Source organism: Delftia sp. WY8 (assembly GCF_018437695.1).
GTDB classification, from domain to species: domain Bacteria; phylum Pseudomonadota; class Gammaproteobacteria; order Burkholderiales; family Burkholderiaceae_C; genus Comamonas; species Comamonas tsuruhatensis.
In genome coordinates this window covers 6,641,917-6,657,414 of record NZ_CP049795.1, presented here as the reverse complement: position 1 = coordinate 6,657,414, position 15,498 = coordinate 6,641,917, and the positions used below count along the sequence as shown (strand labels likewise).

Annotated in this window: 11 protein-coding genes; 10 read left to right on the top strand and 1 reads right to left on the bottom strand. The window is 67.8% G+C overall.

Annotated features, from left to right (window positions below):
- Positions 1-353: 353 nt before the first annotated feature.
- Positions 354-836 carry an Hcp family type VI secretion system effector gene (locus G4D77_RS30485; protein WP_016446977.1) on the bottom strand — a complete coding sequence of 161 codons (483 nt, stop codon included), beginning with the start codon at positions 834-836 and terminating at the stop codon, positions 354-356.
- A 615-nt stretch (positions 837-1,451) separates the two neighbouring features.
- Here G4D77_RS30485 and G4D77_RS30480 point away from each other — a divergent pair.
- From G4D77_RS30480 to tagF, 10 genes are read left to right on the top strand one after another with little or no spacing between them, the layout of a single operon-like run.
- Complete coding sequence (locus tag G4D77_RS30480) at positions 1,452-3,539, top strand: serine/threonine-protein kinase (protein ID WP_126311364.1); 2,088 nt, start codon at positions 1,452-1,454, stop codon at positions 3,537-3,539.
- Between the two features lie 9 nt (positions 3,540-3,548).
- Positions 3,549-4,337 carry a PEGA domain-containing protein gene (locus G4D77_RS30475; RefSeq protein ID WP_016453383.1) on the top strand — a complete coding sequence of 263 codons (789 nt, stop codon included), beginning with the start codon at positions 3,549-3,551 and terminating at the stop codon, positions 4,335-4,337.
- Positions 4,338-4,345: 8 nt separating this feature from the next.
- Entirely contained in the window at positions 4,346-4,831 is a 486-nt protein-coding gene (locus tag G4D77_RS30470) for a TssQ family T6SS-associated lipoprotein (RefSeq protein ID WP_223275220.1), read from the top strand.
- 51 nt (positions 4,832-4,882) lie between these two features.
- Positions 4,883-7,030: a type VI secretion system-associated FHA domain protein TagH gene (gene tagH, locus G4D77_RS30465; RefSeq protein ID WP_154834277.1), complete on the top strand. Its 2,148-nt coding sequence runs from the start codon at positions 4,883-4,885 to the stop codon at positions 7,028-7,030.
- Positions 7,027-7,815 (top strand): PP2C family protein-serine/threonine phosphatase, encoded by a 789-nt coding sequence (locus G4D77_RS30460; protein ID WP_046240040.1) that lies wholly within the window; start codon positions 7,027-7,029, stop codon positions 7,813-7,815. Before tagH ends, G4D77_RS30460 begins: the two co-directional genes overlap by 4 nt.
- A gap of 19 nt (positions 7,816-7,834) precedes the next feature.
- Complete coding sequence (gene tssJ / locus G4D77_RS30455; RefSeq protein ID WP_016446983.1) at positions 7,835-8,434, top strand: type VI secretion system lipoprotein TssJ; 600 nt, start codon at positions 7,835-7,837, stop codon at positions 8,432-8,434.
- A gap of 17 nt (positions 8,435-8,451) precedes the next feature.
- The gene (tssK, locus tag G4D77_RS30450; RefSeq protein WP_154834276.1) at positions 8,452-9,786 is read left to right on the top strand and encodes a type VI secretion system baseplate subunit TssK; all 1,335 of its coding nucleotides are present in this window, start codon (positions 8,452-8,454) and stop codon (positions 9,784-9,786) included.
- 21 nt (positions 9,787-9,807) lie between these two features.
- On the top strand, positions 9,808-11,139 hold the full coding sequence (locus tag G4D77_RS30445; protein WP_016446985.1) for a DotU family type VI secretion system protein: 1,332 nt from the start codon (positions 9,808-9,810) through the stop codon (positions 11,137-11,139).
- A gap of 5 nt (positions 11,140-11,144) precedes the next feature.
- Positions 11,145-14,801 carry a type VI secretion system membrane subunit TssM gene (gene tssM, locus G4D77_RS30440; protein WP_154834275.1) on the top strand — a complete coding sequence of 1,219 codons (3,657 nt, stop codon included), beginning with the start codon at positions 11,145-11,147 and terminating at the stop codon, positions 14,799-14,801.
- Entirely contained in the window at positions 14,783-15,487 is a 705-nt protein-coding gene (gene tagF / locus G4D77_RS30435; RefSeq protein ID WP_016453379.1) for a type VI secretion system-associated protein TagF, read from the top strand. The genes tssM and tagF overlap by 19 nt, the downstream gene beginning before the upstream one ends.
- Positions 15,488-15,498 lie beyond the last annotated feature (11 nt).

Sequence of the window (15,498 nt, the reverse complement as noted above, 5' to 3'; positions counted from 1 at the left end):
CAGAGAGTTTCTGCACACACCTGGTGCAACGAGCACATCAATTTCCCCATGCCTGCGGCCATGGGTTTGTGTATTTGTTAAATATTGCAAGATATTGAGGCATTCAGCCTCTGACAGGAATGGAAGGCGGCTTTCTGTCAAGGAACTGACATGTGAATCTGCTAGCAGCGGCCTTGCGCGTGCAGAGACAAGGCACGTCCTGCCCGATATTCCATCCACCGCTCGATTCCAGCTTTCCATACTGGAAAGCCTCCATCGATGGATGGAGGCCATATTCCCGCGCATCCACGGCAAACCCACGCCGGATGCATCCGACGCGGGTTTGCCGCAGCAGCAAGCCTGCGCAAGAAGACTCAGGCTTCGCGGTTTTCCTTGATGTTGAAGCCCATCTGGCTCTCGGCGCCCTTGCCGCCCTGGTTGGTCTGTTCCCAGTACTGGGTCTTGACCTTGGCAGCCTGGAACGAGTAGTTGACAGTCACGGTGTCAGAGGAGTTGGCGCCGCTGACGGTCACGTTCGTCACCATGACGTCGGTCAGGGTGATCTTGGTGAACTCGATCTGCGAGCCACCGGCCTTGCACAGCGAGATGTCGACCTGGCCCAGGTGCTTGCCCGTGGCGCAGTGCTTGAGCACGGCGGGGTAGCACTTGTCCACCTTGGCGATGACGTTCAGGTCATGGAAGCTCACCTTGCCGGCGCCGGCACCGCCGCCGCTGGCCATGGTGTTGGGCTGGGTCGCGCCCCAGGTGAAGGAGTCGATGTCGGTCCAGCCCTTGTGGTTGGAATCCTGGGATTCGCCACTGGCGCCCTCGACCTTCATGAACATATCAACGGACATTGCACACCTCTCGAATTAATGGATTAAACGTTCGCATGCAACCCAATAGACCGACTGCATCGGATGGTTCACACGCGAACAAAGGGGAAAACCACTCCCGGGCAGAGCGCACGAAACCGATTCACTGAACATGTGATTCAGATCAGTGCGGCGCATACCCTGGATGGTCAAGGAATGTATTGACAATCGCCTGCAATCCTCACTGTCGTGAACCGCCCTCCTTTGTTGGAGCCGCGATGATAGTGGATAAGATCGGAAAAATACAAACAATTGGCCCGACTGAATTGTTACGGCCGATACATCTGAAAAAAAATGTATCCATCGCTTATCCATTCGATACGTGTCATGGCTTTTTGCAGAACTCAAGCTACACTCACGCCGCATTCGGAGTCCGATTGAAATACGATCTTGTATTCATGACGAGTCCATGACGTTCGTCTTTGGCCCCCGGCTTCAGACAATTGGCTGATCGAGGAAAACCAGCGGTTGCATAGACAGATTGCCGGTGCGATGCCGGCTTTGTGCTTGTCCAATGGCCTCGAACAGATTCGGCACCCTGGCACTGCGACAGACCTCGCCCGCCAGCGTGTGAAACAACATCTTGGGTGGGATTGCATGGATAGCGAAGCAGCATGTTCGACCAACTGCCTTCCGGCAGGTGTCCAGATTGGCGAATACCGCGTGCTCGATGTCATCGGCGAAGGCGGTTTCGGCATCGTCTACAAGGCCCGTGACCTCTCGCTGGACCGCGAGGTCGCGATCAAGGAGTACATGCCTTCGGCACTGGCCGGACGGCAAAGCTCCCATCAGGTGCATGTGCGCTCGCAGCACCGTGGCGCCTTCGACGCCGGGCTGCGCAGCTTCATCAACGAGGCCCGCCTGCTGGCGCGCTTCTCCCACCCCACCCTGGTGCATGTCTACCGATTCTTCGAAGCCGGCGGCACGGCCTACATGGTGATGCGCCACTACGAGGGCCAGACGCTGGGCCAGGTGCTGAAGGCATCGTCCGGCCGCATGGATCAGGCCGGGCTCAGCGCGCTGCTGATCCCCTTGCTGGACGTGCTGGAAGTGCTGCATGCGCAGGACTGCTTCCACCGCGACATCGCGCCGGACAACATCTTCGTGCAGCGCGATGGCAGCCCCGTGCTGCTGGATTTCGGCGCCGCGCGCCGCATCATCGGCGACATGACCCAGGCGCTGACCATGGTGCTCAAGCCCGGTTTTGCGCCCATCGAGCAATACGTGGACGACGGCGCCATGCCCCAAGGCGCGTGGACGGACATCTACCAGGTCGGCGCACTGATCCACCAGGCCGCCACGGGCCGCATCCCGGCCACCTCGGTCGCGCGCATGGTCACCGATCCCATGCAGCCGCTGACCTCCGAACAGGTCCCGGGCTACTCCGATGCTTTCCTGCAGGGCATGCAAAGGGCGCTGGCCGTTCGCCCCCAGGACCGCCCCCAATCCATTGCCGAGCTGCGCAGCCTGCTGGGCCTGTCCACCGACGCCCGGGCAGCGCCTGCGCCGGGGGAACCCAGCCCCATCTACATCCCGATCACGCCGCCTGCGTCCGTACAGGCCGCCATGGCCACCCAGTCGGCAGCCGTGCAGGCGCCGCGCTTCGTGCCGATCACGGAAATCTTCGTTCCTGCAGCAGCGCCGCAGGCAGCGCCCGCGGCCACAGCCATGCCCGTGCCTGCGGTCCCGCCTGTTGCATCTGTTGCATCGGTCCCTCCTGTCGCCACGGTCGCACCGGTGCCGCCCGCTCCCACCACGCCTGGGGGTTTGGCAACAGGCGGCCCTGCCCAGCCATCTGCAGCCGCAGCCGCGCCCCAGATGACGCCTCAGGCATCAGCCGCCGATCCCATGGGCCTGGACAACGGTCCGTACATCGACATCGACCAGGCACTGCCCCCCGCTCAGCCTGCGCAGCCCCCGGTTCAGGCGCAGGCGCCTGCATCCCAACAGCCCGCCTCAGCACCCGCCGTTCAGGGCGCGCCCGCAGGGGTGCAGCCTCCGGCCGCTGCCGTCCAGGCAGTGCCCAAGGCCAGGCGCAGCGGCATGGCCGTGCCGATGGCCATCGGCGCCCTGGTGCTGGCGGCCATCGCGGGCGGCGGCGTGCTGTGGTACGACCATTCCCAGGACCAGGCCCGTGCCAAGACCCTGGCAGCCCGCGACAGCCTGGCCTGGCAGCAGGCCCAAAGCCAGTCCAGCCTGGCCCGCCTGCAGGACTACCTGGACAGCTTCCCCGAAGGACAGCACCGCACCGAGGCCCAGGCGCTGCTCAAGCAATTGCTCAACGAGGCCTCGCTGGCCTCCACGGAGCAGGTGCAGCCGATGACCCCGCCGGAGCAGGCCGCGCTGGCTGAACTCCCCCCTTCCCAGCCCGAGCAGGGCGCGCCCGTCGCCCCCGTCACGGTGGCCGCGGTGCCCGAGCCGTTGCCCACCGAGCCGCCCAAGACCGAAGCCCGCCCCGCCAAGCCCGCAGCGGCCACGGGCAAGGTGGTGTTCCGGGTCGTGCCCTGGGGCTATGTCTCCGTGAACCGCGCCCCGGCACGGACCAGCCCGCCGCTGACCCAGATGGAGTTGCCGGAGGGCGAGTACCGCATCGACATCAGCAACCCGGGTGCGGCCTCTACGGTGACCAAGACCATCACGGTCACCAAGGGCGAGTCGGTGACCGTGAACCATCTTTTCGAATGAGCGCGGCGCATGGCTCGACTGATGAACCACCGCTGGCGATGGATGCTGTGCACTGCAGTGCTCGGCCTGCCCTGCCTGGCGCATTCCCAGGCGGCATGCGAGGAGGCCGCGCCGGCCCAAACCGGCTCGGCAGGACGCCCGCAGCTGGCGCAGGGCATTGCGCTGTTCGAGGCGCGCGACCTGGCCCAGGCCGAGCGTGCGCTGCAGGCTGCGCTGTTTGGCGGGCTGGCGGATCCCATGGAGCGGGCCTCCGCCCACAAGTACCTGGCCTACACCTATTGCACGCACAAGGAATGGGCGCGCTGCGAGGCCGCCTTCGACGCCGCGTTCGCCGCCCACCCCGGCTTTGCGCTGCAGGCCTACGAGACCACGGGTACGCCGTGGCGGGACGCCTACAGCCGCGCCCAGGAACGCTGGACCCAGCGCTGCCCTGCCGCCCAACGGCTGCGCGTGGCACCCGCAGCGCCCACGGCCGGCGGCTTTGCACTGAACAGCCGCGTGATCACATCGATCACCGCACTGACATCGGGCTCGGCCCCGGTGCGCTCCGCCGCACTGGCCGCACGGCCTGAGACGCCACGGACAGATCACAACCTGCGCCTGAGGGTCAGCCCCTGGGCCAACGTGCTGATCAACGGCAAGCCGTCCGGCGTCACCCCTCCCGTCGTGCTGCTCAAGCTGGCGCCAGGCTCCCACACGGTGGAACTGCGCAACCCCGGCTTCGAGAGCTATCGGCAGGTGATCCGCATCACCGACGGCCAGTCGGTGACCCTTTCCCATGACTTTGATGCCCGATGACCATGTCCATGCATATCCCTCACTCCCTCCAGCGCCTGACCCTTGCCCTTGCCGTTGCCTTCGGGCTGGCCGCCTGCGAAACCGCACCCAAGCCGGTGGAGCCCGAGCCAGCACCGCCCGTCGTGCAGGCGCCTGTCGAGCCCGTCAAGCCCGTGGACCCGGTGGTGATCAAGGAGCAGGAGCTGGTCGAGGCCATCCAGCTCTACGTGGATGGCCGCTACGAGGATGCCATCACGGCCCTGACGCCCCTGTCCACCGCGCAGGAGCTGCCGATGAGCAGCCAGGTCAAGGCGCTCAAGTACATCGCCTTCAGCCACTGCGTGGAAGGCCGCCGCAAGCCCTGCCGGCAGCACTTCGACATGGCCCTGGCCCTGGACCCCACCTTCCAGCTGACCGAGGCCGAAAAGGGCCATCCCACCTGGGGCCGGGAATTCAACAATGCCCGCGCCGCGCTGCGCAACAAGCGCCCGGCGCCCGCGCGCAAGGCCTCCTGAGGCCTGCCGAGGCCCCCGACGCTTCCTGAAAACTGCCTAGCCTAAGACTCCATGGACAAAATCGAACTCAGGGTCGTGGACCACGATGGCGTTGCGGTCGACCGCCACTGGCATGCCGTATTCGGCATGGCAGGCGGCACGATCGGACGCAGTGGCCAGAACAAGCTCATCATCTCGGATCCGGACGCTTCCGTGGCGCGCGTGCACGCCATGGTCAGGCTCGATTCCGAGGGAGCCTTTGTTGCGAACCTGAGCGAGCGTGATCCCATCTGGGTGGCAGACCAGCCCGTGCGCTCGGGCCAGGAAGTGGCCCTGACACTGGGCGCGCGCATCCGCATCGGCGCCTACACCCTGGCCGCCGTGGCGCCGGGCACCCCTTTCGAGGCACCGGCCTCGCCCGGTGCAGCCGTGCCGGCGCCTGCCAGCGCAGCATTTGCAGCGGCTGTGACGCCCTCAGCACCCTCAACGCCATCGGTTCCCTCGCCGGTCACGGCAATCCCGCAGCCACCGATCCAGCAGCCCCTCGCAGTTGACAGCCCGCTGCAGCCGCAAGCAACGGGGCCGGCAGAAGCTGCGCCACTGGCAGACGTTCTGCCTCCAGCCGCCGCCGGCATCGCCGATCCCTGGGAAGGCCTGACGGCGCTGAGCCTGGATGACATCCAGACCCCGCCTGCGCCTTCTGCCGAGAGTGCAATCCCCCCCGAGCAAGCGGCCATGGCGATGCCGCAGCCGGCCAGGCCGCAGCATCGCCCGCTGCTGATTCCCAATGATTTCGACCCCTTTGCACCGCCGCCCGAGCAGGCTCGGCAGCAGGAAGAAGGCTGGGCCGGCCTGCCCTCGCACGGCAAGGGCGAGCTGATTCAGCAGCGCCATGACGGCATGGTCCAAACGCTTCCCCTCAAGGGCCTGAGCACCGAGGCACTGCATGACGCCTCCCATACCGGCCTGCCTTCGTGCTTCGAGGCATCGCAAAAGCTCGATCCGCTCGCGCTGTTCGACCAGGGCGGCCTGCCCGCCGACGCAGCGCCGCTGCAACAGGCATCGGGCCGGGGCTCCGAGCTGGGCCAGGCCTTCAACCTGCCGCGCATGCAGCCGCCTGCGCAGCCTGCGCAGCCTGCTGCACAGGGTGCAGCGGCGCCGGCCCAGCCGGCCGGCCTGGAGCAGTCATTGGCGCCTGCGGCGCAGACACAGCAACCTGTACAGGTTCAGGCCGCACCAACTTCCGTACCAGTTGCCGTACCAGCTCCCTTACCTGCCGCTGCACCAGTTGCTGCACCGATGGCCACGGCCCCCGCTGCCGCGACGGCCCCCGAAATCCCCGCCGAGCCCGTCGTGCTCGACGGACTGCTGCCCACCAACGGGCTGGACCTGGACATCTTCCAGTCCGGCGCAGGCCAAGCTGCGCCAGCCATCGTTTCTGCCGCAAGCGCTGCCGCCGCTCCCGCCAACACCAGCTCCAGCTCCAGCGCCCACTTCAACGCAGCCTCCAGCATCCTCGGCCAGGGCGCCGCCGCCATTCCCGTCGGCACCCTGCCCTGCACCGCCGCGCCTGTCGATGCTCCGGTGCAGCCCCAGCCGGCCGCCAGCGCCGCCCACGCCGACCTGCAGGCCCTGGCCACGGCCTTCATGGAAGGCGCGGGCCTGAACCCGGCCAAGACCCATTTCGAGGTCACGCCCGAATTCATGCGCACCTTCGGCGAAGCCCTGCGCATTGCCGTGCAGGGCACCATCGACCTGCTGGCGGCGCGCTCCGAGATCAAGCGCGAGTTCCGTGCCGGCGTCACCATCATTGCCACGGGCGCCAACAATCCGCTCAAGTTCCTGCCCAATTCCGAGGGCGTGCTCATGCAGATGGTCCACCAGACCTTCCCGGGCTTCATGAAGCCGCTGCCCGCCATGCAGGACGCCTTCCAGGATCTGCACGTACACCAGCTGGCCCTGATGGCCGGCATCCGCGCCGCCTATGCCGAGGCCCTGACCCGGTTCGATCCGACCGAGCTGGAGCGCCGCACCGAAACCAACCCCGGCCTGCTGGACAAGCTGCTGACCAATGGCCGCAAGGCTGCGCTGTGGGACGACTACAAGCACAACTTCGACGTGCTGCGCCGCCATGCCGAGGACGATCTGATGGCCTTCTCGGGCCGCACCTTCGTCGAGGCCTACGAAAACGCCGAGCAGTCCGTGAAAGGCCAGCCGTGATCGCCTACCTCGACGGAGACGGCCACCGCTACAGCATCCAGGTGGCCAGCGCATCCCACAGCGGCAGGCGTTCCAGCAACGAAGACGCCATGGGCCTGATGGACCTGGGCGCCGGCGGCCTGTGCTGCACCCTGGCCGATGGGGCTGGCGGGCACGGGCATGGCGAACTTGCCGCCCAGCTCACGGTCCAGGCCGTGCTGGAGGGCTTCCGGGAGAACCCGCTGTTCGCCCCTGCCAGCCTGGCCTCCCTGATTTCCCAGGCGGAGCACCGCGTCAGCGGCCAGCAGTCCACCTCGGCCTCGCGCATGCACATGAGCGCCACCGTGGTGGTGCTGTGCATCGACCCCGGACAGGGCCGCGCCCTGTGGGCGCACTGGGGCGACTCGCGCCTGTACTGGTTCCGCGCAGGCCGCATGCACCTGCGCACCGAAGACCACAGCCTGGTGCAGCAGCTGCTGCACGCCGGCCTGTACGAAGAGAACGACCCGCGCCGCCTGCCCAACCGCAACGTCCTGGCCGGCGCCATCGGTGCCGAAGGCCAGGTGCCGCCCAGCATCCGCTCCGCCGCCGTGGCCCTGGAGCCCGGCGATGTCTTCCTGCTGTGCTCGGACGGCCTGTGGGAAGGCATGCACGAGTCGGAAATGGAGCAGCTGCTGGCCGCGAGCCAGCGCCCCGACGAATGGATACAGCGCATGGTCGGCCGCGTCGTATCCAGCGGCAATCCGCACCAGGACAACCTCAGCGCGCTGACGGTGTGGATCTGCCCGCGTGACACCAATGACTGATATCGAGACAGGAGAAGCCATGTGGAAATCGCATGCACCGCATGTACCGCAAGCGCGCCGGCAGGCGCTGCAAACGCTGGGCGCCTTGGGCCTGGGCACGGCAATGGCGACCGGCCTGGCCGGCTGCGGCTCCCTCAATCCCCTGAGCCGCGCGCCTGAAGTGGCGCCCACGGCCGTGCCCGCCGCCGTGTTCGAGGTGGTGGCCGACATGGACATCAACCCCGACCGCGAAGGCATCCCCAAGCCCGTGCTGCTGCGCATCTACGAGCTGCGCGCCTCCGCCGCCTTCGACCGCGCCGGCTTCTTCGACCTGCAGGACAAGGACGACGGCCAGCTGGGCAGCGACTTCGTGCGGCGCGAGGAATTCCTGATCGCGCCCGGCCAGCGCCAGGTGATTGAGCGCAAGGGCAACCCCGATGTGCGCGCCTTCGGCCTGTTCGCCGCCTACCGCGATCTGGAGCGCAGCACCTGGCGCGCCTCGGCCGCCGCGCCCAACTCCGTGGAGCTGCGCAGGCGCTGGTGGGGCATGGGCTCCACCGAAAAGCTGCAGCCCGTGCGCTACCAGGTGCACCTGACCCGCGAGGAGGTCACCGTGCGCATCCAACCCGCATCCCAATAAACGCACATCTATCCACCATGGTCTGGCAACGCAAAGTCATCTGGGCCGAAGGCATGTTCCTTCGGCCCCAGCACTTCCAGCAGCAGGAGCGCTTCCTGTTCCGGCAACTGCAGTCGCGCAGCCTGCCGGGACAGCCCTTTTTCTGGGGCTTCTCGGAACTGGAGCTGGACACCGATCTGCTGCGCATGGGCAAGCTGGGCATACGCTCGGCACACGGCGTGCTGCCCGACGGCACGCCGTTCCAGCTGCCGGGCGACGACGAGGCGCCCACCCCGCTGGACATCGGCAAGGACCTCAAGGACGTGGTGGTGCACCTGGCCCTGCCGCTGCGCCGCCTGTCGGGCAGCGAGGTCACCTTTGGCGAAGGCACGCAAAGCCCCGCGCGCTATCTCAGTGACGTGACCGAAGTGGCGGACAGCAACGACGTCGGCGCCCAGCCCGCCGAGGTGCAGCTGGGCCGGCTGCGCCTGAGCCTGCGCCCCGCCCACGAGCTGACCGAAGGCTGGGTCAGCCTGCCCGTGGCCCATGTGGTCGAGCGCCAGGCCAGCGGAGGCGTGCTGCTGGAGCCCGGCTTCATTCCCACCGTGGTCAACAACGGGCCCAGCTCGGTGCTCAACACCTTCTGCAAGGAAATCCACGGCCTGCTGCGCCAGCGCGGCGAGGTTCTGGCCCAGCGCATGATCCAGCCCGAGCGCGGCGGCATCGGCGAGGTCGGCGACTTCCTGCTGCTGCAGCTCATCAACCACTGGACGGGCGCCGCCCAGCACTGGGTGCGCACCGGCAGCATCCATCCCGAGCGCCTGTTCGAGGAACTGCTGCGCCTGGCCGCCGAGCTGACCACCTTCGACCACGAGCGCCGCCGCCCCGAGGTGCTGCCCGCCTACGACCATGACGACCAGCGGCGCAGCTTTCCGCCACTGATGCTGGAGCTGCGGCGCAGCCTGTCCTCGGTGCTGGAGCAAAACGCCATCCAGATCCCGCTGCACGACCGCCAGTACGGCGTGCGCGTGGCGCTGATCCCGTCCACCGAGCTGCTGACCACCTGCGACTTCGTGCTGGCCGCCCATGCCCAGACCACGCCGGAATTCCTGCGCACCCACTTCCCCACCCAGACCAAGCTGGGCCCGGTGGAGCGCATACGCGACCTGGTGAACCTGCACCTGCCCGGCGTCACGCTGCGGCCGCTGCCCATCGCCCCGCGCGAGATCCCCTACCACGCGGGCTACAACTATTTCGAGGTGGACACCACGCACGACCTGTGGAACCAGCTGCAAAGCTCCGGCGGCCTTGCCATGCACGTCTCCGGTGAATTCCCCGACCTGCAGCTGGAGTTCTGGGCCATCCGCCGCTGACGGCGCGACGCATCTTCCGACATGAACAGTTCCAACATCAGCCACCAAATGCCCTGGGGGAGAGACGGCGACGCGGGCCGTGCCGAAGGCGCAGCCAGCGCCTCGCCCGCGCCTGCCGGCCAGGAGCCGCTGCGCTCCAACCTGCCCGACGTGGTCAGCGGCGGCAACCCGCTGGTGGCCGCCGCCAACCAGCTGCTGAACCTCATCCCCCAGATCCGCGCCATGGTCACCAACGAAGACCCGCGCGCGCTGCAGCAGCTGCTGCTCGAACACATACGCGAGTTCGAGCAGCGTGCCGGCGCCAGCGGCGTGCCCATGGAAACCATCATCGGCGCACGCTACTGCATCTGCACCGTGCTCGACGAAACCGCCGCCCAGACGCCCTGGGGAAGCGCAGGTATCTGGCCTCACTACAGCCTGCTCGTGGCCCTGCACAACGAAACCTGGGGCGGCGAGAAGTTCTTCCAGCTGCTGGCCCGGCTGGTGCAGACGCCGCACCAGCACATCGACCTCATCGAGCTGCTGTACTACTGCGTGATGCTGGGCTTCGAAGGCCGCTACCGCGTGATCGACAACGGCCGCGCCCAGCTGGAGACGCTCAAGGCGCGCCTGCTGCAGCTCATCGAATCGACGCGCGGCGACCGCAGCAGCCTGCTGTCCGTGCACTGGCGCGGCGTGCAGCGCCTGGCCTCGCCGCCCTGGGCCATGGTGCCGCTGTGGGTGGCGGCAGCCATCACGCTGCTGCTGGCGTTCTTCATCTACCTGTGGTTCAGCTACCGGCTGTCCAACAGCTCGGATGATCTGTTCGCCGCCATCAACGAGATCCGGTTCCCGCGCACCTCGGCGGCTGCCACCGTGGCCACCATCAAGCCGCGGCTGCGGCAATTCCTGGAGCCCGAAATCCGCGAAGGCCTGGTCAGCGTGCGCGACGAAGCCGACCGCAGCACCGTCATCCTGCGCGGCGACGGCCTGTTCGACCCGGCTGCCACCGTCGTCAAGCCCCGCTACGTGCAGGTCATCCACCGCGTGGCCGCGGCGCTGGACGAAGTGCCGGGCAAGGTCATCGTCAATGGCTACACCGACAACCTGCCCATACGCACGGCGCGCTTCCCGTCCAACTGGAACCTGTCGCAGGAGCGCGCCCAGGCCGTGTCCCAGATGCTGGGCGGCTCGCTGCGCGACCGCCAGCGCCTGCATGCCGAGGGCCGTGCCGACAGCGACCCCGTCGCCCCCAACAACACGGCCGAAGGCCGGGCGCTGAACCGGCGGGTGGAAATCGTCCTGCTGGTCGCGCCCCAGCAGCGTGACCAGCAACTGCAGGCCCTGCCTGCCGCACCCGAGACCAGGAACTGACCCCCATGATCCGTCGCATCGCCTCATGGCTGTTCAACCGCTACATGCTGGAGCTTCTGGGCCTGGTGGCCCTGAGCCTGCTCATCTGGTTCGTCGGCCCCCTCGTCTTCATCCAGCCCTACCAGCCGCTGGGCAGCCCCACCGTGCGCTGGTGGTTGATCGCCGGCCTGTTCATCCTCTGGTTCCTGCGCCTGCTGCTGAAATGGTGGCGCGCACAGCGCATGAACGAGCACCTCATGACCGGCCTGTCCCGCCTGACCTCGCCGCGCGAGGCGGACGGCACGCCCGCTGCCGGCTCCGAGGAAGTGGCCGAGCTGGAGTCCCGCTTCAAGGAAGCCCTGGACACGCTGAGCAAGACCCGCTTCGGCCAGACCGAAGGCGGCCTGTTCGGGCGCTGGAACAAGCGCTACATCTACCAGCTGCCCTGGTACCTGATCATCGGCTCGCCGGGTTCGGGCAAGACCACGGCCCTGATCAACTCGGGGCTGGACTTCCCGCTGGCGGCCCAGTTCGGCAAGCGCGCCATCCCCGGCATGGGCGGCACACGCAACTGCGACTGGTGGTTCACCGACCAGGCCGTGCTGCTGGACACGGCCGGCCGCTACACCACCCAGGAAAGCGATGCGGAGCAGGACAAGGCTGCCTGGAAGGGCTTCATGCAGCTGCTCAGGCGCTTTCGCGGACGCCAGCCGGTCAACGGCGTCATCGTCACGCTCAGCGTGCAGGAACTGCTCAGCAGCAGCGATACCGAGCGTGCCCAGCTGGCCCAGCTGATCGGCCTGCGCCTGAGCGAGCTGTGCGAGGAGCTGACCATCCGCTTTCCCGTCTACGTGCTGGTCACCAAGAGCGACCTGCTGGCGGGCTTCAACGAGTTCTTCGGGGCCATGAGCCGCGAGGAGCGCGCCCAGGTCTGGGGCTTCACCTACCCCTATGACGAAAAGACCCAGCGCTCGCCCGCCAGCGACCCGCAGGCCGCCAGCGCCCTGTACATGCAGGAGTTCGACGCCCTTGTCGCCCAGATCAACCGCCTGCTGCCCCAGCGGCTGATGACCGAGCCCGATCTTGCGCGCCGCAGCCTGCTCTACGCACTGCCCCAGCAGTTTGCCGGCCTCAAGGACGTGGTGCGCGACACGCTGGATGCGGCGTTCTCCGCCTCGCGCTTCAAGGAAAAACCGCTGCTGCGCGGCGTCTACTTCACCAGCGGAACGCAGGAGGGCATGCCCTTTGACCGCGTGATGTCGGCCCTGTCGCGCCGCTTTGCGCTGCGCGGCCGCCTGCCGGCCGATGCCGTGCCCCAGCAGGGCCGCAGCTACTTCCTGGAGTCGCTGTTCAAGGACGTGATGTTCAACGAGTCCGGCCTGACCGGGCGCAACGCCAAGAAAGAGCGCCAGCTGCGCCTGATGCAGGCCGCCGGCCTGTGCGCCCTGCTGCTGGCCCTGGGCGGCGCGGCCCTGGCCTGGACGCTGAGCTACGAGAACAACCAGCGCTACCTGAACGAAGTGGCCGACAACGCCGGCACGCTGCGCCAGGCCGTGGAGGAATCCAAGGCCACCGATCCCGACAACGTGGTCGCCCTGGTGCCCATGCTCAACCACGCGGCGCGCGTGGCGCAGAGCAGCCGCTTCGAGGAATCAGCCCCGCTGGGCTGGCGCTGGGGCCTGCTGCAGGTGCCCAAGGTGCAGACGGCCGCCCACGCCACCTACCTGCGCCTGCTGGAAGACGCCTGGCTGCCGCGCCTGAGCAGCCATGTCGCGCGCTCGCTGCGCCAGGTCAGCACCGGCAGCCCCGAGGCCAGCTACGAAACGCTCAAGGCCTATCTCATGCTCTACGAGCCCGACCACTTCGACGCCACCTTCGTCAAGGCCTGGCTGCGCAGCGATTGGGAAAACACCCTGCCCCAGCATCTGGTGCAGGCCGGCCTGGTGGACCAGCTGTCCGAGCACCTGGACCGCCTCATCGACGGCCGCGTGGTGGTCTCCGCCCAGCCCATCGACGCCAACCTGGTCGCCGAAGTGCGCCAGCGCCTGGCCCAGATGTCGCCCGCCCAGCGTGCCTACAGCCGCCTCAAGCAGCTGCTGAACACCGGCGACAAGCTGCCGCCCGACTTCAGCGTGGTGCGTGCCAGCGGACCCGAGGCGCCCCAGGTCTTTGCGCGTGCCAGCGGCAAGCCGCTCACCCAGGGCATCAGCGGCCTGTTCACCTATGACGGCTACCACGGCCTCTTCCTGCACGAGCTGCCCAAGGTCACCACCTTGCTGGCCAAGGAGGAAACCTGGGTGCTGGGCCAGGCCGAAGGCCGGCGCAGCGTGGCCCAGGAAGTGCTCACGGGCCAACTGGCCAACGAGGTCAAGCGCCTGTACCTGATGGAGTACGCGCGCCTGTGGGAAACCTTCCTGGCCGACATCCGCCCCATACGCACGGCCTCGCTGGAGCAGGCCGGCGAGCAGGCCCGCCTGTACTCGTCCGCCAACTCCAGCCTGGAGCAGTTCATCCGCGCCGTGGCCCGCGAGACCACGCTCGCCCGCCGCCCGGACCAGCAGGAAGGCGGCAGCTCGGGCAGCACCAGCAGCTGGCTGGGCGAGAAACTGCAGCGCATCCGCGAGGAACAGCACCAGCTCAGCCGCCTGACCGGCAAGCCGCTGAACGTGGGCGGCATGCTGGCCACCGGCACGCTGGAGGCCGACATCGTGGACTTCCGCTTCCGCGAATACCGGCGCCTTGCCACCAGCAACGGCTCGGGCCCGGCGCCCATCACCGCCAGCCTGCAGGTGCTCAACGAGGCGGCGGCCGTCATCGCCTCGGCGCGCCAACAGGTGATCCAGGGCGGCGGCGTGCCTCCCTCGCTGAGCGGCACGCTGGAGAAGGTGCGCTCGGAGGCCAAGCGCGTGCCGCCTCCGCTCAACAGCATGTACGAGGCCCTGGCCACCTCCACCTCGTCCTTCGTGGGAAGCAGCGTGCGCAGCACGCTGGGCGGCAACCTCAACGCCACCATCGGCGACTTCTGCCGCCGTGCCATCCTGGGCCGCTACCCCTTCACGCGCAGCGCCACGCGCGACGTGACCACGGACGACTTCGCCCGCCTGTTCGCCACCGGCGGCACCATGGACGAGTTCTTCCGCACCCAGCTGCAGACCATGGTGGACATCTCCACCGTGCCCTGGACCTTCAAGCAGGGTGTGGACGGCACGCCGGTGGGGGGCTCTGCCTCGCTGGCCGCCTTCCAGCGCGCGGCCTCCATCCGCGACGTGTTCTTCCGCGCAGGCGGCAACACGCCCGGCATCCGGCTGGAGATCAAGCCGCTGGACATGGACGCCTCCATCTCCCAGATGGTGCTGGACGTGGACGGCGAGATCGTGCGCTACCAGCACGGCCCGCAAATCCCCAAGGCCGTCTCCTGGCCCGGCACGCGCGGCACCGGCCAGGCCCGGCTGCAGATCACGGCCGCCGGCGCGCAGAACACCGGCATCGTGACCGAAGGCCCCTGGGCCCTGCACCGCCTGTTCGACCGCGCCCAGATCCTGCCGGGCAACTCGCCCGAGCGTTTCACGGCCATCTTCACCATCGACGGGCGCAAGCTGCGCATGGAAGTCACCACCAGCAGCGTTCTCAACCCATTCCGGCTCAAGGCCATGGAGGAATTCGAATGTCCGGACCGGCTGTGAACGCCATGACTGTCCAGCGGCCCTGCGCCGCCTGGTGGGGCAAGCTGCCCAGCCAGGGCGATTTCGTCGGCCGGCGCATGCCCCACGCACTGACCATGCGCTGGGACGAATGGCTGCGCAACGGCATGGACCAGTTGCGCAGCGATGCGGCCGACGGCTGGTCCACGCGCTTCGTGCACTCGCCGCTGTGGTTCTTCCTGTGCCCTGCCTCCATCCTGGGCCAGTCCATGGTGGGCGTGATCGGACCCAGCTCCGACCGCATCGGCAGGCTCTTTCCGCTGGCCATCATGGCCACGGTGGACGGCAGCTCCGGCATACCGGCGTCGGACCAGGACATCGAACGCTTTCTGAGCGGCGCACGCGATGCGCTCATCGACGCGCGACGCCTGCCCCTGTCGGCCCAGCAGCTCGACGAGCGGCTGGCCACCCTGCAATGGCCGTTCCAGCAGGAGCGCAGCGCGCCGGACAGCACCTCCATCCACAGCCTGCTGGCGGACCTTGACATGGGCGCCTCGCAAGGCAACGCCGCGCGCCTGCCGCGCATGGACTGGCGCGCCTGCATGCGCCCGGGCTCCACCACCTCCGTCTGGTGGATCTCGGCCACGCCGCGCCACGCACCTGACGAAGTGGTCCAGCACGAAGTGCTGCACCGCCGCCTGTTCACCCGCCTGTTCAAGGGCGCCTGAACCCGCATAGA